The organism is Actinocrispum wychmicini, from assembly GCF_004345645.1.
GTDB classification, from domain to species: Bacteria; Actinomycetota; Actinomycetes; order Mycobacteriales; family Pseudonocardiaceae; genus Kibdelosporangium; species Kibdelosporangium wychmicini.
In genome coordinates this window covers 808,497-832,431 of the sequence record NZ_SLWS01000002.1, presented here as the reverse complement: position 1 = coordinate 832,431, position 23,935 = coordinate 808,497, and the positions used below count along the sequence as shown (strand labels likewise).

General features: G+C 69.1%; 20 protein-coding genes. 11 read left to right on the top strand and 9 right to left on the bottom strand.

Annotated features, from left to right (window positions below):
- Positions 1 to 74: 74 nt before the first annotated feature.
- The 3 genes from EV192_RS12220 to EV192_RS12210 form a co-directional block, all read right to left on the bottom strand.
- Positions 75 to 695, bottom strand: coding sequence for a response regulator (locus EV192_RS12220; protein WP_132114445.1), 621 nt, complete (start codon positions 693 to 695; stop codon positions 75 to 77).
- 9 nt (positions 696 to 704) lie between these two features.
- Positions 705 to 1,958: a sensor histidine kinase gene (locus EV192_RS12215; RefSeq protein ID WP_132114443.1), complete on the bottom strand. Its 1,254-nt coding sequence runs from the start codon at positions 1,956 to 1,958 to the stop codon at positions 705 to 707.
- 257 nt (positions 1,959 to 2,215) lie between these two features.
- A complete protein-coding gene (locus EV192_RS12210) occupies positions 2,216 to 2,722 on the bottom strand; it encodes an RNA polymerase sigma factor (RefSeq protein WP_165960350.1) in 507 nt (168 codons plus the stop codon).
- A gap of 453 nt (positions 2,723 to 3,175) precedes the next feature.
- Here EV192_RS12210 and EV192_RS12205 point away from each other — a divergent pair, with 453 nt between their 5' ends.
- A complete protein-coding gene (locus EV192_RS12205; RefSeq protein ID WP_279493166.1) occupies positions 3,176 to 3,811 on the top strand; it encodes a response regulator transcription factor in 636 nt (211 codons plus the stop codon).
- Between the two features lie 25 nt (positions 3,812 to 3,836).
- Here EV192_RS12205 and EV192_RS12200 read toward each other — a convergent pair whose 3' ends face one another.
- Entirely contained in the window at positions 3,837 to 4,490 is a 654-nt protein-coding gene (locus EV192_RS12200; protein WP_132114439.1) for a response regulator transcription factor, read from the bottom strand.
- Positions 4,442 to 6,334 carry a sensor histidine kinase gene (locus EV192_RS12195; protein ID WP_132114437.1) on the bottom strand — a complete coding sequence of 631 codons (1,893 nt, stop codon included), beginning with the start codon at positions 6,332 to 6,334 and terminating at the stop codon, positions 4,442 to 4,444. The genes EV192_RS12200 and EV192_RS12195 overlap by 49 nt, the downstream gene beginning before the upstream one ends.
- Positions 6,335 to 6,498: 164 nt before the next feature.
- Between EV192_RS12195 and EV192_RS53745 the strand changes: the two genes are divergently transcribed.
- Both EV192_RS53745 and EV192_RS53740 read left to right on the top strand, forming a co-directional pair.
- Entirely contained in the window at positions 6,499 to 7,416 is a 918-nt protein-coding gene (locus EV192_RS53745) for an ABC transporter ATP-binding protein (protein ID WP_165960349.1), read from the top strand.
- 14 nt (positions 7,417 to 7,430) lie between these two features.
- Positions 7,431 to 8,222 carry an ABC transporter permease gene (locus EV192_RS53740; protein WP_165960348.1) on the top strand — a complete coding sequence of 264 codons (792 nt, stop codon included), beginning with the start codon at positions 7,431 to 7,433 and terminating at the stop codon, positions 8,220 to 8,222.
- Here EV192_RS53740 and soxR read toward each other — a convergent pair.
- Together soxR and EV192_RS12180 are read right to left on the bottom strand one after the other, a co-directional pair.
- The gene (gene soxR / locus EV192_RS12185) at positions 8,191 to 8,721 is read right to left on the bottom strand and encodes a redox-sensitive transcriptional activator SoxR (RefSeq protein ID WP_132114435.1); all 531 of its coding nucleotides are present in this window, start codon (positions 8,719 to 8,721) and stop codon (positions 8,191 to 8,193) included. The two genes, EV192_RS53740 and soxR, sit on opposite strands and share 32 nt — an antisense overlap.
- Positions 8,722 to 8,752: 31 nt before the next feature.
- Complete coding sequence (locus EV192_RS12180) at positions 8,753 to 9,886, bottom strand: glycosyltransferase family protein (protein ID WP_132114433.1); 1,134 nt, start codon at positions 9,884 to 9,886, stop codon at positions 8,753 to 8,755.
- A 93-nt stretch (positions 9,887 to 9,979) separates the two neighbouring features.
- Here EV192_RS12180 and EV192_RS12175 point away from each other — a divergent pair, with 93 nt between their 5' ends.
- Positions 9,980 to 10,687, top strand: a complete 708-nt coding sequence (locus EV192_RS12175) for a M50 family metallopeptidase (protein WP_132114431.1) — start codon at positions 9,980 to 9,982, stop codon at positions 10,685 to 10,687.
- Here the strand turns inward: EV192_RS12175 and EV192_RS12170 are convergent.
- The gene (locus EV192_RS12170) at positions 10,680 to 12,209 is read right to left on the bottom strand and encodes a hypothetical protein (RefSeq protein ID WP_132114429.1); all 1,530 of its coding nucleotides are present in this window, start codon (positions 12,207 to 12,209) and stop codon (positions 10,680 to 10,682) included. The genes EV192_RS12175 and EV192_RS12170 overlap by 8 nt on opposite strands.
- 88 nt (positions 12,210 to 12,297) lie before the next feature.
- A complete protein-coding gene (locus tag EV192_RS12165; protein ID WP_132114427.1) occupies positions 12,298 to 13,662 on the bottom strand; it encodes an amidase in 1,365 nt (454 codons plus the stop codon).
- Between the two features lie 69 nt (positions 13,663 to 13,731).
- On the opposite strand from EV192_RS12165, the gene EV192_RS12160 reads away from it, so the two are divergent.
- The 7 genes from EV192_RS12160 (at position 13,732) to EV192_RS12130 (ending at position 23,899) form a co-directional block, all read left to right on the top strand.
- Complete coding sequence (locus tag EV192_RS12160) at positions 13,732 to 14,958, top strand: aldehyde dehydrogenase family protein (RefSeq protein WP_132114425.1); 1,227 nt, start codon at positions 13,732 to 13,734, stop codon at positions 14,956 to 14,958.
- 113 nt (positions 14,959 to 15,071) lie between these two features.
- Positions 15,072 to 16,814, top strand: coding sequence for an aa3-type cytochrome oxidase subunit I (ctaD, locus tag EV192_RS12155; protein WP_132114423.1), 1,743 nt, complete (start codon positions 15,072 to 15,074; stop codon positions 16,812 to 16,814).
- A 35-nt stretch (positions 16,815 to 16,849) separates the two neighbouring features.
- The gene (serB, locus tag EV192_RS12150; protein ID WP_132114421.1) at positions 16,850 to 18,076 is read left to right on the top strand and encodes a phosphoserine phosphatase SerB; all 1,227 of its coding nucleotides are present in this window, start codon (positions 16,850 to 16,852) and stop codon (positions 18,074 to 18,076) included.
- On the top strand, positions 18,073 to 18,831 hold the full coding sequence (locus EV192_RS12145; RefSeq protein ID WP_132114419.1) for a peptidyl-tRNA hydrolase: 759 nt from the start codon (positions 18,073 to 18,075) through the stop codon (positions 18,829 to 18,831). Before serB ends, EV192_RS12145 begins: the two co-directional genes overlap by 4 nt.
- Positions 18,832 to 18,866: 35 nt before the next feature.
- On the top strand, positions 18,867 to 20,897 hold the full coding sequence (locus EV192_RS12140; protein ID WP_207925993.1) for an ATP-dependent DNA helicase: 2,031 nt from the start codon (positions 18,867 to 18,869) through the stop codon (positions 20,895 to 20,897).
- A gap of 76 nt (positions 20,898 to 20,973) precedes the next feature.
- Positions 20,974 to 22,149: a S1 family peptidase gene (locus EV192_RS12135; protein WP_165960347.1), complete on the top strand. Its 1,176-nt coding sequence runs from the start codon at positions 20,974 to 20,976 to the stop codon at positions 22,147 to 22,149.
- Positions 22,150 to 22,165: 16 nt separating this feature from the next.
- Complete coding sequence (locus tag EV192_RS12130; protein ID WP_132114415.1) at positions 22,166 to 23,899, top strand: serine/threonine-protein kinase; 1,734 nt, start codon at positions 22,166 to 22,168, stop codon at positions 23,897 to 23,899.
- The last annotated feature ends 36 nt before the right edge of the window (positions 23,900 to 23,935 follow it).

Here is a 23,935-nt window from a genome sequence, read left to right as displayed (position 1 = left end):
CCCGGCCCTGGGCCGTCGCGGGGCGAATTCCCCCTCGCGAGCGAGCAACCCGACCGCTCCTCGCGAGGGGGTGTTTATGTGAACAGGCCTCTGCGGTAGGCCTCGCCGACGGCGGCGGCGCGGTCTCGCACGTCGAGTTTCGCGTAGATGTGCAACAGGTGGGTCTTGATGCTCGCCTCGCTGATGAACAGCTTCGCGGCGGCTTCCCGGTTGGTGGCTCCTTCGGCGACCAGTTTCAGGACTTCCAGTTCACGGGGGCTCAGTGTGCCCCGCTGCGGTTTTCGGACCTCACCGACCAGCCGGTTCGCGACCGACGGTGACAGCACCGACTGGCCCCTGTGGGCCGCGCGGACCGCGCGCATCAGTTCGTCGGTCGGCGCGTCTTTCAGGAGGTAGCCGGTCGCGCCGGCTTCGATGGCGGGGAGGACGTCGCTGTCGGTGTCGAAGGTCGTCAGGACCAGGATCCGGGTGTCCGGCGCGGTCTCCTTGAGCCTTCTGATCGCCTTCACGCCGTCCATCCGGGGCATTCGCAGATCCATCAGCACGACGTTCGCACCGAGGGTGTGGACGCGCTCGACGGCCTCCAGGCCGTTGCCGGCCTCGCCGACGACGACGATGTCCGGCTCACCCGTGAACGCCACCCGGAGCCCGTCCCGGACAACCGGATGGTCGTCGACAATGAGAAGTCGGATCATCGGTCTTTCTCACCTTTCCGAAGACTTGCCTGCGGGATCGGGCGTCGGCACAGTGCGGATCGCCGGGACGCTCGCCCCGATCGCGGTGCCCTCGCCGGGCCCGCTCTCGATCTCCAGGGTGCCACCCACGCCGAGCAGTCGCTGCCGCATGGTTCCCAGGCCGTAGCCGCTGTCCTCGGTCGGCACGGACGACTCAGGCGCGTCGAATCCCACGCCGTCGTCGCGAATGTCCAAAAGCACCACATCGTCCAGGTATGACAGGGTGATCCCCACCCGGGACGCGCGGGCGTGGTTGGCGACGTTCGCCAGCGCCTCCTGCGCCACCCGGAACAACGCCACCTCGATCCCGGTGATCAACGGCACGGACGTGCCCGTGGTGTCGACGGTCAGCGGCACACCCGATGTCCGGCTCCAGGCCGTCGCCATGTCCGCGATCGCGTCGGGCAGCCGGGACTGCTCCAGCGGGGCCGGCCGCAGTGCCTGGACCGAGCGGCGGGCCTCGGACAGGCTGCGGCGGGCGAGCATCTGCACCTGGTCCATGTGGTGTTCCCACTGCTGCGGCTGGTCACGCACCCGGTCGGCGGCCTGCAGTTGCCGGATCATCGCGGCCAGTTCCTGGGCCAGGGTGTCGTGGATCTCGCGGGCCATCCGCTGCCGTTCGTCCAGGATGCCCGCTTCACGTGCCTGCACCATGAGTTGGGTGTGCAGGCCCGCGTTCTCCGCCAGGGCCGCGGTCAAGCGCTTGTTCATCTCGATCAGCTGGGCGATCGCCTTCCGGCGCCGCTCGCTCTCCACCCCCGCGTACCAGCAGGCGATCAGCACCGGCAGGCCGAGCGCGACGCTCACCGAGAGTGCCGAACCTGACCTGCCCTGCGCCACGAACGTGCCGATGGAGTTCGCGGTGACGGCGAGGACGACCCACCTGGCCGGGAAGATCGCGAAGGCGAACGGGTAGCCGATCCACACGAACACCACGAAGGCCTGGCTGGACCAGACCAGCGCGCAGCACAACGCCAGCAGCACGACATATCCGACGACGGCCCACACCCGGCGGTCCGGCCAACAGGGCCACCACCGCCCGAACGCCAACAGCCACACAGCGGTCACCCCGGCCAACCCCAACGTGAGGGGCAGCCGGGGCGTGATGGACGGTTGCGCCAGCGCCCACGTCACCGAACACGACAAGGCGACGTACGCCACCAACACGTACCACCACTTGGCGCTCCGTCCGCCTACCTCGGACTTCTCGGTGACCTGCAGCATTACTCCCACTCGAACAGCGGCGTCAGAGATGCGATCGTCCCACCTCGACTGCCCGGTGGCGACTGCACAAACGATTGCATCACAGAGTAAGCGCCACTTACCGTCCACACAGGACGATTCGGGTCGGTCCGGCCGTCGCCGGCACCCCCGGCCACATCGAACGACACGTCACAGACCAGCGTCATGACCAAGCAGTGTCCGGGATTCCAGGGCCGCGCGGATCGTCGAACCGGCCACGATGCCGGTGGATGCCGCCATCAGCCGATCGGTCGATACGCGCCGATCCGCTTGCGCAGCCGGTAGAGCGCCGAATGGGCGCCTTGGGTGGTGGTACCCAGTTCCCGCGCGATCTCGCTGTGCGGCATGCCGTCCGCGACCATGTCCACCAACTCCTGGTCGCGGCGCGGCAGCGCCATGATCTTCGCCGCCACCCAGCGGGCTTCGGCCTTGTCACAGGCGAACTCGGCCGGATCCTGCGCCGAGGGCGGCACCAGCCTGGGATGGTTGGCCATCTTCGTGGCCACGGTGCGGCGGCGCGCCTCGTCCGCGCACAGCCTGGTGACTGTGGAGACCAGGAACGCTTCCAGGCGGCTCATGTCCAGATCGTCGAACTCCGCCCCGCGGACCAGGGCTTCACCGACGATGTCGTCGGGGTCCACCGGTGCCGCACAACGCCGGGCGGCGATCCTGACCAACTGCGGTCGGATCTTGATGCACTCCTGCCAGTAGTCGTCGGTACGCGTTCGTGCGTCCGTGACCGGCATTACCACACCCCCGATCGGCGGCCTCGGCCAAGCCGGAGGCGGCCGTCTCGATGTCGAGTAGTTGCTATTTGAACATATTTCTGCTGTGTTTCGTTGGGAAGCTTCTACCGTGTGACACGGGTGCGGGAGGGCCATTCGGCCCGTGTCCCATGTGGTGAGAATCTCAAGCCATACCGGTGGTTTCACTGTAACGGCGGTACGGTGGTAGCTAACTTCCGCCATTCGAGTGAACCTGGGTCAGGACAGGCCCGCTCAAACGAAAAACGTAGCGTGGGAGACGTTGCGACCAGGACGCGTACCGAATTCTTTTCCGGTTATTGTGATCGACAGAATTGGGTCATCCGCAGGCCGCTGCGTGTTACCGCCTCCGATCCCCGGTGCTGATCACACCGGCGGCGGAGCGACGCGGGGCAGGGCCGCGTCGCTCCGCCGGGCGCGGGTGTACCGCGCAACGTGCCTGAACACGTTGCGCGGTACACCGTGAGTCCCAGTCCCACCAGCGTGTTCGTCGTCGACGACCACGAGATCATGCGCCGTGGCCTGGTCGCCCTCCTGGACGACGAGTCGGACATGTTCGTGGTCGGCCAGGCGGGCACGTTCGTCGAAGCACTCGCCCAAGTCCCCGAGCAGCTGCCGGACGTGGCGGTCCTGGATGTCGGCCTGCCCGACGGCGACGGCGTCCAGCTGTGCCGTGACCTGCAGCTGCGCTGCCCCGAGGTCCGCTGCCTGATGTTGACCCACTGCGTCGACAACGACACCGCGCACGCCGCCTTCGCCGCCGGTGCCGTCGGCGTGGTGCCCAAACACGTGCCGGGATCCGAGCTGACCAGCGCGATCCGGATCGTCAGCGCCGGTGGCAAGCTGACCCAGCCGGACACCCCGCCCGACCCACTTCACCAGCTGACCCGCCGGGAGAAGGCGGTGTTGCGGCTGATCGGCGAAGGCCTGACCAACCGCCAGATCGCCCAGCGCCTCAACCTGGCCGAGAAGACGGTGAAGAACTACGTCTCCAGCGTCCTGGGCAAGTTGGGGCTCCGCCGCCGAACCCAGGCGGCCGTCATAGCCCACGACCAACGCCATCGGTTGTGAGAGTGCAATCGATACGCAGCAATCGTTAGGCGTTCATGCTGTTGAGGTACGCCAGGACGGCCATCACGCGGCGGTTGGTGTCGTCCGAGGGCGCCAGTTGGAGCTTGCTGAAAATGCTCGCGGTGTGCTTGCCGACCGCGCCCTCGCTGATGAACAGCTGGGCCGCGATCGCCGCGTTGGACCGGCCGCCGGCCATCAGCTCCAGCACGTCGCGCTCGCGGGGGCTCAGTGCGGCGAGTGGCTCGTGCCGGGCGTTGCTGGCCAGCAGTTTGGAGATCACTTCCGGGTCCATGGCGGTGCCGCCGGAGGCGACCCGTCGGACGGCGTCGATGAACTGGTCGGAGTTGAGCACCCGGTCTTTCAGCAGGTAGCCGATCGCGCCGACGCCGTCGGCGAGCAACTCCCGCGCGTAGAGCTGCTCGACGTGCTGGGACAGCACCAGCACCGGCAGGCCCGGGATCTTGCGGCGGGCGTCCAGTGCCGCCTGCAGGCCTTCGTCGGTGAACGTCGGCGGCAGCCGGACATCCACCACCGCCACGTCCGGCCGCAGCTCGTCCAGGGCCTTGACCAGCTCGGGGCCGCTCGACACGGCGGCGACGACCTCGAAGCCGTGCGCGGTCAGCAGGTGGGTCAGGCCATCTCGGAGGAGGGCGAGGTCTTCGGCGAGGACAACGCGCACGGCACCTCCATGGTCACGACGGTCGGCCCGCCCGACGGGCTGGACAAGGTCAGTTCGCCGTCGAATGTAGCGAGTCGTTTGCGAACGCCCAGCAGCCCACTGCCTTCGGCGGGGTCGGCGCCGCCGTGGCCGTCGTCCACGACTGTCACCCGCAGCCTGCTCTCGTGGTACCGGATATCGACGCTTGTCCGCTGCGCCCGCGCGTGTTTGGCCACGTTGGTCAGCAGTTCGTTGACCGAGAAGTACACCGCGGCCTCGATCGGCTGAGGCACCTGTCCGGGCAGGTCCACGGCCACGTGCACGGTCAACGCGCTGTCCAGGGCCATCGCGCGGATCGCGTCGCCGAGCCCGCGTTCGGCCAGCACCGGCGGGTGAATGCCACGCACCAGGTGCCGCAACTCGACCAGGGCCTGCGCGGACGCGGACCGGGCGTCGGCCAGCAAACGTTTGGCCGCGTCCGGGTCCTGGTCGATCAACTGCTCGACGGCACCGAGGTTGAGCCCCATCGCGACCCACCTGGCCTGGGCGCCGTCGTGCAGGTCACGTTCGATCCGACGCAGCTCGGCGGCCTGCGCGTCGGTCGCCTCCGTGCGTGACTCGGTCAGCTGGGCCACCCGCCGGGCCAGCGTCGCGGACTTGGTCGGCGCGAGCAGCAGCCGGCCCCACAGTCCGTACAGCTTCAGCAACGGCCGGCTGAGGGAAAGGACCGCGACCGACACGACCAGCCCGACGATCGGCGTGGCCCAGTTCGGCACCCACGCCAACCCGGGCAGGTCGGACAGGTAGGCCCAGCCGGCGCGCAGGTCGACATCGGGGACGAGCAGGGCGGGGAGCCGGGACCAGACCCACGACCAGAAGTAGACGACGAACCCGGCCACGGCGAGGACGGCCGGCCCGGCGCCGAGCACGAACGCGACGACCGGGTCGAGCACCAGCCACGCGAGGTCCCGCCAGGTGGCCTTGTCCTTGACCACCGCGCACATGGTCCGCGTCTGGATCACGTGCCTCGGCGAGTCGTACAGCCGCCTGCCGAGCTGGTACTTGCCGTCCGGGCGGGGTGTGGGCGGCGGCGGGTACGGCAGGTACGGCTCGTCGATCCGAACACCCGTCCACTCGCCGATCTGTTTGCGGCGGAGGTTGACCTGCCGCCGCGTCTCCCGGGTCGCCTGCGGGAGCAGCGCGAGGATGCCTGGGTAGATCGCGAGGATGGTCAGCACCGCGTAGTAGACGCCGGTCAGCGACATTCCGAACGACCACGACAGCTGGCCCAGGACCTTGATCCGCAGCTTGACCCAGCACCACGGCCGGCCGATCGTGTCGGCGGGCCGCAGCAGCCAGGCGGTCCAGCGGGCGTAGCCGGCCAGCATCGCCGGGCCGATCGCGAATCCGGCGGCGACCAGCGGGATCGTCGCCCACATCGGCAGGAACGCGCCGAGCGCGATCAACCCGGCCGGTAACGCCGCCCCGACGCCCGCGGTCACCGGGGTCAGCAGGGCCCACAGGTGGTCACGGTGGGTGGCCGGGTCCCGTTGCAGCCATTCGGTCCGGCGCCGGAACCGGAGCAGGCCGGATTTCTTGTAAAGCTGGTCGCCCTCGCGGTACCAGCCGTCCGGTTGGCGCTCGGGCGGCGCCGGTTTCGGCCGGTACGGGCGCGGGATCTGCACCCCGAGCCAGACGCGGGTGAGATCGCGGCACAGGTTCGGCAACCACCGTTCCGGTTCGAACTGCAGCACCACACCGGTGAACGAGCTCACGATCATGACCGTGAGCTGGGCGAACCCGACCAGGGACAAGCCGAACAGCACCAGTCCCCTGATCGGGGCGAGCATGTGCCGGCGCAGCATGCGTCCAGTCTGACCGACGGCCCCACCCAGGACACTGCGTTCAGACGTAGCCGCCGGGTGGGGCTAGCCCCACCCCAAGTCGGCAGCTGAACGCATTCGTTCACCGGGCCGCGGTCAATAGTGTTCTTCCCATCGGAACGAAAATCATTCACAGGAGGCGGGGAATGGCGGTCATCGAGGTCGCGAACCTGCGTAAGACATACGGACAGCACGTTGCGGTCGACGATGTTTCCTTCACCGTCGAACGCGGCGAGATATTCGGAATCCTCGGCCCCAATGGCGCCGGGAAAACGACCACGGTCGAATGCGTCGAGGGATTGCGGTCGGTCGACGACGGGCACATTTCCATTCTCGGTGTCGACATGCGCCGGAATGCCGACGAGGTCCGCGACCGGATGGGGGTCCAGCTGCAGCAGAGCCAGCTGCCGGAGAAGATGAAGGTCCGCGAGGCCATGGCGTTGTTCGCGTCCTTCTATCCGGACCCGGTCGACGGCGACAAGCTGCTGGAGGAACTGGGCCTGGCGGAGAAGCGGGACACCGCGTACAAGAAGCTCTCCGGCGGCCAGCAGCAGCGGCTGGCGATCGCGTTGGCCCTGGTCGGCAACCCGGAGATCGCGTTCCTGGACGAGCTGACCACCGGCCTCGACCCGCAGGCGCGGCGCGACACCTGGCAGCTCATCGAGGACGTGCGGGCCAGGGGAGTGACGGTCGTGCTGGTCACCCACTTCATGGAGGAGGCCGAGCGGCTGTGCGACCGGTTGGCCCTGGTGGACTCCGGCCGGGTGGTCGCCGTGGACAGTCCGGCCGGCCTGGTGTCCCGTGTGGACGGTGGCGGTCAGCGGCTGCGGTTCCGGCCGTCCGTCCCGTTCGACGACGGACTGCTGACCGCACTGCCCGAAGTCACCGGCGTGACGCACACCGCGAGTCAGGTCGTCGTCAGCGGCACCGGCAACCTGCTGCAGGTGGTCAGCGCCGCGCTGGCCGGCCGCAACGTGATCGCGATGGACCTGCGGGTCGAACAGACCAACCTGGAAGACGCTTTCGTGGCCCTCACCGGCCGCAAGCTCGGCAGCGAGAACTGAGGGGACCGAACGACATGACTGTCCAACTTGACCAGCGGATCGCGGCGCGGCCGGCGCGGCGCCCGCGGCTGATCGGCCTCGGCAAGCTGTCCGGCAGCGAGTTCCGGCTGCTGTGCCGGGAACCCGGGATGGCCTGGGTGGTCGTCCTGCCGATCCTGCTGTGCGCGGTGTTCGGGCTGCTGCCGGCGACCGGCCGGCCGAGCCCCGACTTCGGCGGCGGCCGGATGATCGACTTCTACGTGCCGGTGCTGGTGTCCTTCGTCGTCGCGCTGATGGCGTTGAACACGCTGGCCGCCGTGCTCGGCACCTACCGGGAACGCGGTGTGCTGCGCCGGCTCGCGGTCACCCCGGTCAAACCGCTGACATTGCTTGTCGCGCAAGGGCTGGTGAACCTGGCCGTGCTCGCCGGCGTGATCGTCGGGATGCTGGCGCTCGCCGGGTTCGCGTTCGACGTGCCCATGCCAAAGCAGGTGGTCGGCTACCTGCTCGCGCTCCTGGTGACCATCGCCTCGATGTTCTCGATCGGTCTGCTCGTCGCGGCGCTCGCGCCGACCGGCAAGGCTGCGAACGGCATTGGCACCGTGCTGATGTTCCCGAGCGTCTTCCTGGCCGGCCTGTGGACACCCGGCCCGGCGATGGGGGACGTGGTCAGGCGGATCGCCGAGTTCACGCCGCTGGGCGCCGGCGGTCAGGCCATGCAGGAAGCCTGGTCCGGCTCGTTCCCCAGCCTGCTGCACCTGGTCGTGCCGGTGGTGTACACGCTGGTCATCGGCTTCATCGCGGCTCGCACATTTCGGTGGGAGTGAGACCAGGGGGACAGCAGTCGGCGGATCCGCTTTGGGGGTGCGGATCCGCCTTCTGGCGGCTCTCGATCAGCCGTCGTGGTCCCGAACCGTGGGTGGCCAGCTTGTCGTCCGTGTTGGCGAGCGAACAGCGGTCCAGCGACAGGCATCCGCAGCCCACGCAGTCGGTGAAGTCGTTCCGCAGCTGCTGCATCTGCTCGATCCGGGCGTCCAGTTCGGCCTGCCAGCTCTCGGACAGCTCGGCCCAGTCCGCGCGGGTCGGCACGCGTCCCTCCGGCAGCCGGCCCAGCACGTCCGCGAGGGTGGCGAGCGGGATGCCCACCCGCTGGCCGATCCGGATGAACGCGATCCGGCGCAGGGTGTCCCGGGTGAACCGGCGCTGGTTGCCCGCGGTCCGGCGGCTGTTGATCAGCCCTTTGGCCTCGTAGAAGTGCAGGGTCGACACAGCGACGCCGGCCCGGCCGGCCAGCTCGCCCACGGTGAGCTCGGTGCTTGAAGACATACCTGGATCGTAACTGAAGTATTGTTGAGGTTCAGATGGCGAAATGCCAGCCGGTCAGCGAGTACGCGCTGAACCAGGCGCCGAACAGCACAAATGCCACGATCGCCGCGACCGCGGTACCCGGTTTGCGGTTCGCCAGGCCACGCGCGACCGGGATCAGCACCGGGAAGCCCGGCAGCAGGAACCGCATCCGCGCGTAGTTGATCCCGGCGGTCGCGACCACGAAGAACACCACGCCGGCCCCGTACGCCGACAACGGCCACGGAATCCGTGATCGCACAGTCAGCACGGCCAGCACGATGGCGCCGAAGATCACCAGGATGTCGATGGTCTCCATCACCGAGTTGCCGGACATCACCACGTCCCGCACGAACTTCAGGGTTTCCCGGCCGAAGTCGAACTTGGTGTTCCAGCCGTCCCGTTCCAGGTCGAACCACCCGGTGAGGCTCCCGGTCCGGTTGGCCACATAGGCCCACCAGCCGACCAGGCCGGCCGGCGCCACCACCACGGCAACCCATGCCCACAGGGACTTCCCGTCGCGGAACACCGTGATCAGCGCCGCCACCACGACCACGATGACAAGGACGTTCGCGGTCGGCCGGACCAGTCCGGCGGCCGCGCAGCACAGCCCGGCCAAGATCCAGTTGCGTTCGATGACCCCGATAAGCGCCCATGCCGCGAGGGCGGTGAAAAGCGCTTCGGTGTACGCCATCGACAACGTGATGCCCATTGGCAGCCCGGCCCACAATGCGACAAGCGCGTACCCGGTCTTCGGCCGCGGGTCCACCATCCGCGCGATCCGGAAGAGCCCGCAGGCCGCCACACACCCGGCGAGGAAACTCACCACCATCGCGGCGGCCAACGTGTTCGATCCAGTGACCGGTGCGACGACCCGAATGAGCCACGGATATAGCGGGAAGAACGCCAACGGCCCGTACGTCGTGTGGTGGCCGTTCGCGTCGATGAACCGCGCGGGGATGTTGTCGTACCCGTTCTCCGCGATTGCCAGATACCAGTCGCCGTCCCAGGACTTCATCAGGTCGAACACGGGCTTGTCGTGGTTGTCGGCCAGTATTGCCAACATCGCGAACCCGACCAGCCGGACCGCGACGAAAACCCCGGTGGCCAGCAGATACGGCCGCGCGCGCACCGCGGTGATCACCATCGTCCATCCTTCGCCGCCCGGTCAGTGGGGGACATTGTGCTGTACGGCAGGTACTGACCTGGTGTTCACGGCCGGTGTGGTGAGGTTCAGCCCGTGACGTTCACCGACCAACTGTTCGGCACCCAGCCCGATCCACCCGCGGTCGTGATCTTGGTCACCGGCGGTGCGGCGCTGCTGCTGGTGCTGTCCGGCGAGCCGTGGCGGATGGCCCGGAACGTGATCACGATCGTGCACGAGGGCGGCCATGCCCTGGTCGCGGTGCTCGTCGGCCGCAGGCTGCGCGGCATCACGCTGCACGCGGACACCTCAGGCGTCACGGTGTCCCGCGGCAAACGCGACGGACCAGGCATGATGTGCACGGCTTTCGCGGGTTACGTGGCGCCGTCGCTGATCGGACTCGGCCTGGCGGCCCTGCTCGCCGCCGGCAAGATCACGCTGCTGCTGTGGGTGCTCACGGCGTTGCTGCTGGCTGTCCTGGTGATGATCCGCAACCTGTACGGAGTGTTGTCCGTGCTGGCAACCGGGACTGTGCTGGTGGTGGTCTCGTTGGTGACGTCACCCGCTGTACAGGCCGGATTCGCTTGCCTGACAGTGTGGTTCCTGCTGTTCGGCGGCGTGCGCCCGGTGTGGGAGCTGCAGGTGAAACGCCACCGAGGCCACGCGCGCGACTCGGACGCCGACCAGTTGGCGCGGCTGACCGGCGCTCCGGGCTTCTTCTGGGTGGCGATGTTCTTCCTCGTCGCCCTGGGTGCGACCGCCGTCGGCGGGATGTGGCTCGTCCAGCCGGTGTTCCCTACCTGAGCTGGGACAGGTCGACGATCTCGGCGGCCAGGTTGAACCCGTCCGGCGGCACGCCTCTGGCGGAGCTGAGCCAGCTGCCCTTGTCCTTCGGCGGCACGCTCAGTTCACCGTTGAGCAGCAGGGACACGTAACAGCCGAAGTCGATGGCGAACCCGTCGTACAGGGTGCCCGGGTGGCGCTTGTCCGCCAAGCCGCGCCGTAACACGTGCAGCAGCCGCGCGTCGTACAACGCGTTCACGCTCTCCTCTTCAGTGAGCTGGTCGATCAGGAACGTCCGGGATCTTCGACGGCCCACGACCTCGTCGACCAGCAGCCGAAGGGTCTGCCGCGCGGGTTCGTCGTCGACGATCGCGGTCTGCTTGTCCCGCAGGTACCAGTCCCGCGCGGCCAACCGCACATGCGGCAGGCCGATCGGTTCGCTGTGGGCGTGCTGGGCGGCCAGCGCCACGATGTTGATGGCGTCCCGCGGCACGCCCTCCGCGGCCCGGACCAGTTCGGCGAAGGCGTTGCGGCGGAACGTCTCCTCGAGGAACGTGGGCACGTCCGCCGGGGCCAGCGCGGCCATCCCGGCCAGCCGGGACGTGGTGTGGTTGTGCAGCAGCTGCCCGAAGAACTCCTGCGACCGGGTCCTGGCGTGGTCGAACACCATGCAGTCGTCCAGGCTCACCGCGGACGCCGCGTCCGCGCCGACCTCGATGCCCACGTAGTCGCCGCCGGGCGCGGTCGCGCTGAACCTGGACCGGCGTTCGATCGCGGCGATCTTGACCGTCACCCCGGCCGCGGGCAGCACGCTGCGCCGCAGCAGGTCGGCCAGCAGCGGCTGCAGATCGAGGGGAACGCTGCTCCACTCGTCGAGCAGCAGCCACAGCCGCGCGCCGTCCAACGCCCGCACGATGCCGCGCAGCGCCCTGTTCAACGGACCGAACACCACGTGGTGCCGTTCCACCCCGGTCCGCCGCACCCGGCTTTCCTGATGGGCCGTCCAGCCACTGGACGTCTTCACCACCGGACGGGCGGACAGTTCGATCCCGCTGGACGACTCCGCCTTGTCGCCGGCCGTGGTCTCCCGCTCGACCTCGCCGACCACCTGCACCGCGCTGGCCGCCTGGGCGAGCGGGTCAAGGGTGGGCAGCAGCGCCTCCCGGCCGTTCTCCTCGACCGCCAGGTTGAGCAGCTCGTCGTGGACCGCCTCCAACGTGTCCACCAGCAGGTGCGTGCCGCGGGACGTCAGATCCATCGAGCCGTCCGGGTACATCCCGCCCGCCGAGCCGATCGTTCGTAGGTCGACGTACACCGGAACGTCGCCAGTGCGCTCGATCAGGTCCGCGAGGTACAGCAGCGCGTGGGTTTTCCCTGTTCCCCGGCGCCCGTACAGGATCTGGTGGTCGGTGGAGTGCAGCATCGCGGAGAACGACCCGGCCATCACGTAGGTCGCGGCGAGGGCTCGCCGGTCGGTGCTCTCGGCCCGCCGCGGAATCCGCATCAGTGCCTGATTGAGGTGCTTCTGCCGCAAGGAAGTCATCGCCATCAGCGTCGCGCGTGCGGCGCCGCGCCGACAGCCCCCGGCCGAGTGACGGCAGAATTGACACAATGGACAGTGCGGAACGCACCTAGTCGAGCGCGGGTGCCCGGTCCTGCCAGCGTTCTTCCTTCTCCAGCTGGGCCGCCAGGGAGATCAGCATCGGCTCGGTGTTCTCCGCGCCGACCAGTTGGGCGCCGATCGGCAGCCCGGTCGACGTCAGGCCGGCGGGCACGTTGATGCCCGGCAGGCCAAGGATGTTCCACGGCCACGCGTACGGGCACGCGGCGATCATCGCCCGAGTGGTGCCGATGCTCGACAGGCCGTCGTAGTGGCCGATCGGGGTCGGTGGGGTGGCCGTCGTGGGCGCCAGGACCACGTCCGCCGTGTCGAAGATCCGGCCGACCCGCCTGCGTTCGATCCGTTCGTGCATGAGCGACAGCGTCACCAGGGGCGAGGCGATCGCTCCCATCCGCCGGTTGCCCTGGGTCCGTTTGTCCAGCAGCCGCAGGTCCGGGACGGACGTGGCCGCGTCCCGCAGGCCACCGAGCGAGCGGGCGAAGACCCCGAGGCCGACCAGGCCGTAGTTGGGGCTGGCCAGCCGCACCTCGTGGCCGAGCCGGGCCAGGATCCGGCCGAGCCGGATCACCGCGGTCCGGATCTCCGGGTCCAGCCTGGCCGGCGCCAGCGTGAACGGCACGCGCAGCGCCAACGCGATCCGCAGCCGTCCCGGCGCGCGCCCGACGGCCGACCGCATCCGGGTCTCGGTCCCGGCGATCACGTCCAGCAGCAGAGCGGCGTCGCCGACGGTCCGGGCCAACGGTCCGTGGCAGGCCAGTCCGTGCCACGCCGGCGGCTGCGGCGCCGACGACACCAGGCCACGGGTCGGCTTGATGCCCACCAGCCCGGTCCACGCGGACGGGATCCGGATCGAGCCGAGCCCGTCCGACCCGGTCGCGGCCGGCACCAGGCCGGCGGCCACCGCGGCCGCCGACCCGCCGGACGACCCGCCCGGCGTGTACCCGAGGTCCCACGGGTTGCGGGTGGCCCCGAAGGCGTGCCCCTCGGTGAACGGCCACTGGCCGAACTCCGGCGTGTTGGTCTTCCCGACGATCACCGCACCGGCCGCGCGCAGCCTGCGCACGACACCGCCGTCCACGGCCTTCGGCGGGAAGTCCCCGGCGCACCCGAACGCGGTGGGCTCGCCGGCGATGTCCGTGTCGTCCTTGACCGCGACAGGCACACCCAGCAGCGGCGCCCGCTCGCCGGCTTCGATCCGCGCGTCAGCCGCGGCGGCCTCGGCCAGCGCGGCCTCCCGGCGCAGCCGGCGGAAGGCGTTCAGGGTCGGCTGGGCCTTCTCGATCCGGTCGAGCGCCTCGGTGACGACCTCGACCGAGCTCGCCTGCCCGGCGGCGATCAACTCAGCGGTCCGCTGCAGGCCAACGAACTCCGTCACCGCGCCTCCCAGATGCCATGCCGTACGGTACGCATTGTCTCGGCAGATTGATTCGAGAGGAAATCCACGGTGGTCGACGACGTTGTCGAGGCCTGCGCACGGGCGGCGAAGCAGGCGGCTCCCTCGCTGGCCACCGCGTCCGAAGCGGCCATCGACGCCGCCCTGGTCGGTATGGCGCAACTGCTGCGGGCCCGGTCCGAGGAGATCCTGCGGGCGAACCTCCGGGACATCGCCGCCGCGCGGGCCGACGGGATGAGCGACGGCCTGCTGGACCGGCTCACCATCAGCGAGGCCCGGCTGAACACCATGGCCGACTCGTTGGAGCTGCTCGCCGACGTGCCGCACCCGGTCCGCGAGACCCCGGTCCGGGACCTGCCGGACGGCCTGCGGCTGGTCGAACGCCGCCGTCCGGTCGGCGTGCTCGGCGCCAACTACGAGGCGCGGCCGAACGTGACCGTGGACGTGGCGTCCCAGCTGGTCAAGTCCCGCAACGCCGGGGTGCTGCGGACCGGGTCGGCCGCGTTGCGGTCGGCGACCGCCCTGGCCACCGAGGCCATCGCGCCCGCGTTGGCGGAGGCCGGCATCGACCCGGCCGCCATCCAACTGGTCCCCAGCGCCGACCGGAAAGCGGCGTCCGCGTTGGTCCGGTTTCCCGACCTGATCCCGTTGGTGATCCTGCGCGGCAGCGGTGAAAGCACCCGTGAGCTGGGCTTTGAGGCCGCGAAACACGGCGTGCGCACGTTGGCGCACGCGGACGGCGGCGGCGTCCTCTACATCGACGCGAGTGCGGACCTGGACAAGGCGTACGACCTGGTCAGCCGGAGCCTGGACCGGCTCGGCGTCTGCAACCGCCTCAACCTGCTGCTCGTCGACTCCGCCATCTACGACGACGTGCTGCCGAACGTCCTGGAGACCCTGGACAAAGCCGGTGTACGGCCCTCGCTGCCGCCGTACGACCACGCCATCGGCTACGAGTGGGCCCTGGACTCCGCGCACGAGGCGACCGTGACCGTGTCGCCCGTCGACGGCGCCGCCCAGGCCGCCCAGTTGGCCAACGAGGAGACCTCCGGCCTCGCGGCGGGCATCGTGACCGAGGACGAGGCCGTGGCCAACGTGTTCATGGACACCTACACGGGCACAGGCGTGTTCTGGAACGCCACGACCCGGCTGCTGGACGGGTTCAAACTGCTCGCCGTGCCCGAGACCGGCATCAACATCGACAAGGTGCCCGGACCGCGCGGGCCGGTCACCTACACCGACCTCTGCCTGCGGCAATACGCCGTAGTGCCCGCCTGAACCGGTCCTGACCTGGGCGGATACGGTTGGCCGCCCGCACGTGCCCGGCATATGTAGCGGGGGATAGTATCCAGAGGCATCTGCCAGGCAAGAACCACCAGTGGAGGCACGGAGTGACGGCGGTAGCCCCCAAGCCGATCGCGACGCGACCGTTCCCGGCGCGGGAGACGGTCAAGGGTTCGTACCTCCTGCGGTTGTTCCGCACGACGGACCACAAGCAGATCGGGATCATGTACCTGGTCACCGCGTTCGCCTTCTTCATGGTGGGCGGCGCGATGGCGATGCTGATCCGGACCGAGCTGGCCGTGCCGGGGCAGCAGTTCCTGTCGCAGGAGCAGTACAACCAGCTGTTCACCATGCACGGCACGATCATGCTGTTGCTGTACGCGACGCCGATCCTGTTCGGGTTCGCGAACTTCGTGCTGCCGCTGCAGATCGGCTCGCCGGACGTGGCGTTCCCGCGGTTGAACGCGTTCTCGTACTGGCTGTACCTGTTCGGCGGGCTCATCGTCCTGTCGGGCTTCCTTACGCCGGGTGGCGCCGCCGACTTCGGCTGGTTCGCCTACACCCCGCTGTCGGACAAGATCCACTCCCCGGGAGTCGGCGCGGACCTGTGGATCTCCGGTCTGATCGTGTCCGGTCTCGGCACCATCCTCGGCGCGGTCAACATGATCACCACGGTGATCTGCCTGCGCGGACCGGGCATGACCATGTTCCGGATGCCGATCTTCACGTGGAACATTCTCATTACCGCGATCCTCGTGCTGATCGCCTTCCCGATCCTGACCGCGGCCCTGTTCGGGCTCCTAGCAGACAGGCACATAGGCGCACACGTCTTCGATCCCGCCAGCGGCGGGGTGATCCTCTGGCAACATCTGTTCTGGTTCTTCGGCCATCCAGAGGTCTATATCGTCGCTCTACCGTTCTTCGGGATCATCTCCGAGATCATCCCGGTGTTCAGCCGCAAGCCGCTGTTCGGCTACAAGCCGCTGGTGTACGCGACGCTGTCGATCGCCGCGCTGTCCGTTGCCGTCTGGGCGCACCACATGTACGCGACCGGCGCCGTGCTGCTGCCGTTCTTCTCGTTCATGACGTTCCTGATCGCGGTGCCCACCGGCGTGAAGTTCTTCAACTGGATCCTGACCATGTGGAAGGGCCAGCTGACGTTCGAGACGCCGATGATGTTCTCGATCGGCTTCCTGGTCACGTTCCTGTTCGGCGGGCTGACCGGGATTCTCCTGGCCGCGCCCGCCATCGACTTCCACGTGTCGGACACGTACTTCGTGGTCGCGCACTTCCACTACGTGCTCTACGGCACGATCGTGTTCGCCACGTTCGCCGGCATCTACTTCTGGTTCCCGAAGATCACCGGCCGGTTCATGGACGAGCCGTTGGGCAAGCTCCATTTCTGGACGACGTTCATCGGCTTCCACCTGACCTTCCTGGTCCAGCACTGGCTGGGCGCGGAAGGCATGCCCCGCCGGTACGCGGACTACCTGGCCAGCGACGGGTTCACCACGCTGAACACGATCTCCACGATCGGCGCGTACATCCTGGGCGCGTCCACGCTTCCGTTCATCTGGAACGTGTTCAAGAGCTACCGCTACGGCCAGATCGCCGACGCGGACGACCCGTGGGGCTACGGCAACTCGCTCGAATGGGCCACGTCGTCCCCGCCGCCGCGGCACAACTTCACCGAGCTGCCCCGGATCCGCTCCGAGCGTCCCGCGTTCGAGCTGCACTACCCGCACATGGTCGATCGGTTGCGGGTGGAGGCCTACGCGAGCGGTGATCCTCACAAAAAGGGGTCAGCGGTGGCCATCGCGGAGAAGACTGAGGCGGAAGAGACCGACTAGCTGCACACCGCGCCGCCGCCGAGGAGGGTCCTACCTTGCCCGGTCCGACAAGCACGCCTGTACTGATCACCGTCACCGGTCCCGACAAGCCAGGCGTGTCGTCGGTCCTGTTCGCGGTGCTGACCCGACACGGAGTCGACGTGCTCGACGTCGAGCAGGTCGTGATCCGCGGCCAGCTCGTGCTCGGCGCGCTGGTGGGGACCTCACACGACCCCGAAGGCCTGCAGGAGACGATCGAGCAGGCGATGGCGAGCCTGGGTATGCACGTGGACGTCGAGGTGGGCGCCGACCCGCTCACCCCGGCCCGGGTCGGCTCCACCCACGCCGTGGTCGTACTGGGCCGCCCGGTCACCGCCCGGTCGTTCACCGAGGTGGCCCGCAGGCTCGCCGCGCTCGGCATCAACATCGACGCCATCCGCCGGGTCGCCGACTACCCGGTCACCGGCCTGGAGCTGCACGTCTCCGTCCCGGACGACACCCCCGAGGCGGACGCCGCGCTGCGTAACGCCCTGGTCGACGTGGCCTCCCGGGTGGGGTTGGACGTCGCGGTCGAGCGGGAGGGCCTGACCAGGCGGTCGAAGCGGCTGATCGTGTTCGACGTGGACTCCACGTTGATCCAGGGCGAGGTCATCGAGATGCTCGCGGCCAAAGCCGGCTGCGAGGACGAGGTCCGCGCGGTCACCGAGGCGGCCATGGCCGGCGAGTTGGACTTCGCCGAGTCGCTGCACCGCCGGGTGGCGGTGTTGGCGGGGCTGCCCGAGTCGGTGATCGACGAGGTGTCGGCCGACCTGGAACTCACCGCCGGCGCGCGGACCACGGTCCGGACGTTGAAACGCCTCGGGTTCCGCTGCGGTGTCGTGTCCGGCGGCTTCACCCAGGTGATCCAACGCCTGGTCGACGAACTCGGCCTGGACTACTGCGCGGCGAACACCCTGGAGGTCGTCGACGGCAAGCTCACCGGCCGGGTGGTCGGCCCAGTCGTGGACCGCGCCGAGAAAGCCGCCGCGTTGCGGCGTTTCGCGGACATGTACGAAGTGTCCCTGGCACAGACCGTGGCCGTGGGCGACGGCGCCAACGACATCGACATGCTGTCCACCGCCGGCCTTGGCGTGGCCTTCAACGCCAAACCAGCCCTCCGCGAAGTCGCGGACACCGCCCTGTCCCACCCGTACCTGGACGTCGTGCTGTTCATCCTCGGCGTGACCCGCGCCGAAGTCGAAGCAGCCGACGCCGCCGACGGCATGACAGCGCCCCGCCTATGACCAACGTTCTCGCCCCGCTCGCCGCCCGCTACGCCTCCTGGCTGGCGTTGCCGGCCGACCAGACCAACGACGTCGAAACCGACCCTTCGCTGGTCCGAGCGATGCCCGTGATCCTCCAGATCGAACGGGACCTGCCGGCCCGAACCGCACTGCTGGAGGCCGCCGCCACCGCCGCCCTCGCGGTCTGCCTCGACCCACGGGCCGAACCCGAAGGCGAATGGCACGCCTTGGTGACCGCCTGGATCGCCGGCCACATCCGCAAGGTGTCCCGCCGAGCCCGCGGCGCCCACTGGCAAGCCGCCCAACAGTTCCCCGGCGTGACCGTGACGGTCGCCGACGCCTCGGCCCGTGCCCTGGTCCCCGGCCTGGTCACGGAAACCCCCAGGGAGATCGGCCGCCTGCAGATCTCCGGCAGCGACCTCCCCCAGGACGACCCCGGCCCGGCCCCACCCGGCGTCCCCGTACTGTGGCTCAACCCCACCGTCCCCCTCACCGCCGGCAAAGCGGCCGCCCAGGTCGGCCACGCCAGCATGCTCCTGGCCGCCCTCCTGGACGAACCGGACCTCAAATCCTGGTCCACCACCGGCTACCAGTCCGCGGTCCGCACCCCGACCCGTGAGCAGTGGAACACGTTGCACCCCGGCCCCGACCCCGCGGGCGCCTGGCAGGACCGCCAAGTCGTCGCTGTCCGTGACGCCGGCTTCACCGAAATCGCCCCAGGCACAGTCACCGTCCTCGCCCAATGGCGGGCCTGAACCGGATTGACGGGGTGGACCGGTAGGTTCGCGGTGTGCCCGAGACCGTCACCCTTCCCTCTGTTCCTGACCTGCTGGCCACCGCTGTCGACGCGGTGGGCGGTGCGGAGCGGCCTGGGCAGGTGACCATGGCCGAGGCGGTGCAGACGTCGATCAGGACCGGCGGTCATCTTGCGGTTCAGGCCGGCACCGGGACCGGGAAGTCGTTGGCGTACCTCGTGCCCGCGTTGCGGCACGCGGTGGAGACGGGCAAGACGGTGGTGGTGTCGACGGCGACGATCGCGTTGCAACGGCAGTTGGTGGATCGGGACCTGCCGCGCCTGGGCAGGGCGCTCAAGGGGGCGTTGGGGCGGGAGCCGACGTTCGCGATCCTCAAGGGCCGGCGCAACTATCTGTGCCTGCACCGGCTGGACTCGGGCGCGCCGGACGAGCCCGATGACGACATGCTGTTCGATCCGTTCGCGGTGTCCGCGTTGGGGCGCAACGTGAAGCGGTTGTTCGACTGGTCGTCGGAGACGGAGACCGGTGACCGGGACGAGTTGGTGCCCGGGGTCACCGACCAGGCGTGGCGGCAGGTTTCGGTCACCGCCAAGGAATGTCTCGGCAAGGACAAGTGTCCTTTTGGGACGGACTGTTTCGCGGAGAAGGCGCGGGCCGAGGCCGGACGCGCGGATCTGGTCGTCACCAACCACGCTTTGCTGGCCATCGACGCGTTGCAGGGGTACCAGGTGCTGCCCGAGCACGACGTCGTGATCATCGACGAGGCGCACGAGCTGGTCGACCGGGTCACGTCGGTGGCCACGGCCGAGTTGACCGCGGGCATGGTGTCGGCGGCCGTGAAGCGGTGCGGCCGGCAGATTCGCGAGGACATCGCGGATCGCCTTGAGGAGGCGACCGAGGGCATCCGGGAGATCTTCGAAAGCCTGCCGCAGGGCCGCGTGGACGAGTTGCCCCGGCCGTTGGAGGCCGTGCTGAAGGCGACCCGGGACGCGGCGCATTCGTGCATCACCGCGCTCGGCCCCGATCGGTCCACACAGGACGTTGACTCGACGACGCAAAGGCGTCAGGCGTTGGCGTTGCTCGAAGAGATCCACGACACGGCTGTGCGCGCGTTGGAAGCGTTCGACCATAAGGACCGTGACGTCGTGTGGATAAGCGCGGACGTCATCAACGGCAGTCCGCGGCCGCCCGTACTGCGTGTCGCACCCTTGGGGGTCGCGGGGTTGCTGCGGGAGCGTCTGTTCGGGAAGTGCACGACTGTCCTGACGTCCGCGACGCTCACGCTCGGCGGTTCGTTCGACACGCTGGCACGCCAATGGGGCCTGCCGGTGGAGGGCAGCGCGCCGCAGAAGGCGGCGGGCACGGCGACGGACATCGCGCCGCCGGCCGACGACGACGCCCCGAGCTGGACCGGCATCGACGTGGGGTCGCCGTTCACCCACGACAAGAGCGGCATCCTGTACGTGGCCCGGCACCTGCCGCCACCTGGCCGCGACGGCCTGCAACCGGCGTTCCTGGACGAGCTGGAAGGGCTGGTCAACGCGGCCGGCGGGCGCACGCTGGGCCTGTTCTCGTCGATGCGGGCCGCCAAGCAGGCCACCGAGGCGCTGCGGGACCGGCTGGAGTTCCCGATCCTCTGCCAGGGCGAGGACTCGACGTCGTTGCTGGTCGGCAAGTTCGCCGAGGACGAGGCGACGTGCCTGTTCGGGACCCTGTCGCTGTGGCAGGGCGTGGACGTGCCCGGCAAGTCGCTGCAGCTGGTCGTGGTGGACCGGATCCCGTTCCCCCGCCCGGACGACCCGCTCGCGTCGGCCCGGCAGCGCGCGGTCGAGTCCCGAGGCGGGAACGGTTTCCTGACGGTGGCCGCGACCCACGCCGCGCTCTTGCTCGCGCAGGGAGCCGGCCGGCTGCTGCGGTCGAACGACGACAAAGGTGTCGTCGCGATTCTCGACTCGCGCCTGGCTACTGCCCGGTACGGCGGGTTCCTGCGGGCCTCGCTGCCGCCGTTCTGGACGACGTACGACCCCGCTGTCGTCCGTGGCGCCCTGGCCAGGCTCAATAGTTGAACCGCTGTCCCCGTGCCGTCCGTACCTCCTGATGAGGCAATGGAGACGAGGAGGCACTCCCATGGGGACGCACCGCGTGGATGAACCACGCCCGGTCATCAGCAGGAAGATCCTCCTCGGCCTGGTTGTCGGTGTGACTGTGGCGGCGGCCATCACCGCGATGGCCGCTGCCCCGCGACCTCCGGCGGAGACGCAGACTGTCGCGGTCGGTGCCGCGTCCGCGCTGGATCCGGGGTTCCGGCGGGACGAGCAGCTCACCCCACAGCAAGCCCGTGACCTGGCGAAACAGCAGGCGGTGGGGAATCGGGCGCTGGCTGGGATCCGTCGGAAACTGGGTGTGGCGTATGCCGGGGCGTGGTTCGACAGTACGTCCCGCAGGTTGACCGTCGGGGTGATCGACCGGTCCAGGGTGGACGAGGTGCGGGCGATGGGCGCGGAGCCGAGGTTGGTGGAGCACAATCTGCTTGGTCTGCAGGGTGCGAAGACGCGGTTGGATCGGTTTGGTGAGCGGGCGCCTGTGTCGGTGGTGTCGTGGTATGTCGACCCGCCGACCAACACTGTGGTGATCGAGGCGCGGAAGGATCAGGCGGCGGAGGAGTTCATCACCCGTGCCAGGGGTGTCGGTGACATGGTTCGGGTCGAGTGGACGAGCAAGGTGCCGCGCACGTTCGCGGATGTGCTTGGTGGTGGTGGGTTCACTATTGGTGATGCCCGGTGTTCGGTGGGGTTCTCGGCGACCGGCCCGAATGGGACCCGGCATGTGATCACGGCGGGTCACTGTACTCAGGAGGGTAGTTTGGTGCTGGCTGACGGTCAGGAGTTCGGCCGGGTCAGCGGCGGTACGTTCGACGCGGACGGCGATTTCGGTCTGATTGACATCACTGACTCGGATGCTCGGGTGACGTCCTTTGTGGACACTCGGGACGGTGGTCCGGTGGTGGTCACCGGTACTGAGCCGGCGGCGTTGGGTGCGTCGGTGTGTCGGTCGGGTTCGTCGTCCGGTTTCGCCTGTGGTGAGGTCGTCACTCAGGATGAGACGGTGAATTACGGCAACGGGTCGATTGTGCGGGGTTTGTCGCGGATGTCGGTGTGCGCTGAGCCGGGCGATTCGGGTGGTGCGGTGGTCAGCGGCACGCAGGCGCAGGGGGTCATGTCGGGCGGTGTCGGTGACTGTGCGTCCGGCGGGACCACGTTCTTCCAGCCGATCCAGGAGGCGGCCACCAAGCTCGGCGTCTCGGTCGTCACGTCCTGAGGCAGACTGTGGGGCCATGAGGCGGTTGGGGGTGTCCGAGTCCGAGACGCTGGGGCGGTATCGGGCCATCGCCGAGCTTGGGCGTGGCGGGATGGGACGGGTGGTGCTCGCGTCCGCCCAGGACGGCCGGTTAGTGGCCGTCAAGCAGGTGCACCGGCAGTTCGTTGACGACGAAGGGTTCCGCGCGCGGTTCCGGCGTGAAGTGGCCGCGTCGCGGCGGGTGTCCGGGGCTTACACGGCGGCGGTGATCGACGCCGACACCGAGGGGCCGGTGCCATGGCTGGCGTCGGTGTTCGTGCCGGGGCCGTCGTTGCGTCAGGCGGTCGACGAGACGGGCGGGCTGCCGGAGGACGCGGTGCTGCGGCTGGCCGCGGGGCTGGCGACCGCCTTGGCGGAGATCCACCGGGTCGGCCTGATCCACCGGGACCTGAAGCCCGCCAACGTGTTGCTGGCCGCGGACGGACCCAGGGTGATCGACTTCGGCATCGCCCGAGCCTTGGACGACGGCACGGCATTGACCCACATCGGCACGGTTGTGGGGTCGCCCGCGTACATGTCGCCGGAGCAGGCGCAGGCCGCGCCCATCACCCCGGCCAGTGACATGTTCGCCCTCGGCTCGGTCCTCGTCGTCGCCGCGACCGGCAAGGACGCGTTCACCGGCACGTCGGATCGCGGGATCCTGGCCGACATCACCCACACCGAGCCGGATCTGAGCGCGTTACCGGCGCGGCTGCGCCGGATCACCCGACTGTGCCTGGCCAAGGACCCGGCCGCGCGGCCCACCCCGGAGCTGCTGCTGGACCTGATCGGCCAGATCAGCCCGGCGGCCCAGCCGTGGCCGCCGAAGATCCACGAACTGATCGCGAACCAGCACGCCGAAGTCGCCGAACTTATTGGCGGACAAGGAGATTCCGAGCCGACGCCGATAGCGGAGCCGAAGACCGAGGTGATCGACGAGGGCGGAACCCGGTCGCGGACCACGGAGCTGGTCGGCGTTCCGTCGCCGGGGCACGGACCGAACAACACCTTGCTTGAGCTGTCACAGGCGACCGTCGTGGAGCCGGACCTGGTGAACGAGCCGCGTCGCCCGCCGACGGGATTCGGGCTGATGGTCCGGGAAACGCTCGTCATGATCCGGGACACCGGCCTGCTGCTGGCCGGGGTGCTCGGCGGCCTGGTCCTGGCGGCGGACGCGAATGTCGGCGATGTCGTGGACCTCAACCACAACGGCTACCTGGCGCGCACTTCAGGTTTTTGGTTCGCCTCGGACATCCTGCACCGGCCCAGTTACGCCGGCGGGGTCGCCGGCATGGTGCTCGGTGCGGTCGCCGCGTTCCTGGTGCTGGGCGTCGGCGGCCGGCGGGCGGCGATGACCAGTTCGCTGGCCTTCGCGACGCTCTCGATCGGTGGCCTCGGCCTCGGCTGGCTCGCCGAGACCGGCCGGGTGCGTGTCGACGTGCTGAGTGTCGGCGACGTCGGGTCCGGGGGAATAGCCATCGGCTTGTTCTTCGGGCTCGCGCCAGGCGCCTACCTGACGTTGCTGGGCGCCACCAAGGTGGTCCGGTGGATCTTCTGGGTTCTCACGGTGTTGACGGGCATTGTCACCGCCGCCTGTGGAAACTGGGGCCTTACGGGCGTTGTCGTCAACGGCGACATACGGGTCGGGCTGGCGAGCATCGTCGCCGCCGCGTTGGGATGTGGGCTCGCGTTCCAGCTCATCAGGGTCCTGCGCGAACGCACGATTCGATGATCGCGGCGGCCGCGGTCCTGGCGTGGTCAACCTCGT

Bases quoted from the DNA above. Each gene is read 5' to 3' on its own strand.
- EV192_RS12130 (WP_132114415.1), top strand. From the start codon at position 22,166: ATGAGGCGGTTGGGGGTGTCCGAGTCCGAGACGCTGGGGCGGTATCGG.
- EV192_RS53745 (WP_165960349.1), top strand. From the start codon at position 6,499: ATGGCGGTCATCGAGGTCGCGAACCTGCGTAAGACATACGGACAGCAC.
- EV192_RS12170 (WP_132114429.1), bottom strand. From the start codon at position 12,209: ATGACTTCCTTGCGGCAGAAGCACCTCAATCAGGCACTGATGCGGATT.
- soxR (WP_132114435.1), bottom strand. From the start codon at position 8,721: ATGTCTTCAAGCACCGAGCTCACCGTGGGCGAGCTGGCCGGCCGGGCC.
- EV192_RS12215 (WP_132114443.1), bottom strand. From the start codon at position 1,958: ATGCTGCAGGTCACCGAGAAGTCCGAGGTAGGCGGACGGAGCGCCAAG.
- EV192_RS12220 (WP_132114445.1), bottom strand. From the start codon at position 695: ATGATCCGACTTCTCATTGTCGACGACCATCCGGTTGTCCGGGACGGG.
- EV192_RS12195 (WP_132114437.1), bottom strand. From the start codon at position 6,334: ATGCTGCGCCGGCACATGCTCGCCCCGATCAGGGGACTGGTGCTGTTC.
- EV192_RS12145 (WP_132114419.1), top strand. From the start codon at position 18,073: ATGACCAACGTTCTCGCCCCGCTCGCCGCCCGCTACGCCTCCTGGCTG.
- EV192_RS12180 (WP_132114433.1), bottom strand. From the start codon at position 9,886: ATGGTGATCACCGCGGTGCGCGCGCGGCCGTATCTGCTGGCCACCGGG.
- EV192_RS12210 (WP_165960350.1), bottom strand. From the start codon at position 2,722: ATGCCGGTCACGGACGCACGAACGCGTACCGACGACTACTGGCAGGAG.
- EV192_RS53740 (WP_165960348.1), top strand. From the start codon at position 7,431: ATGACTGTCCAACTTGACCAGCGGATCGCGGCGCGGCCGGCGCGGCGC.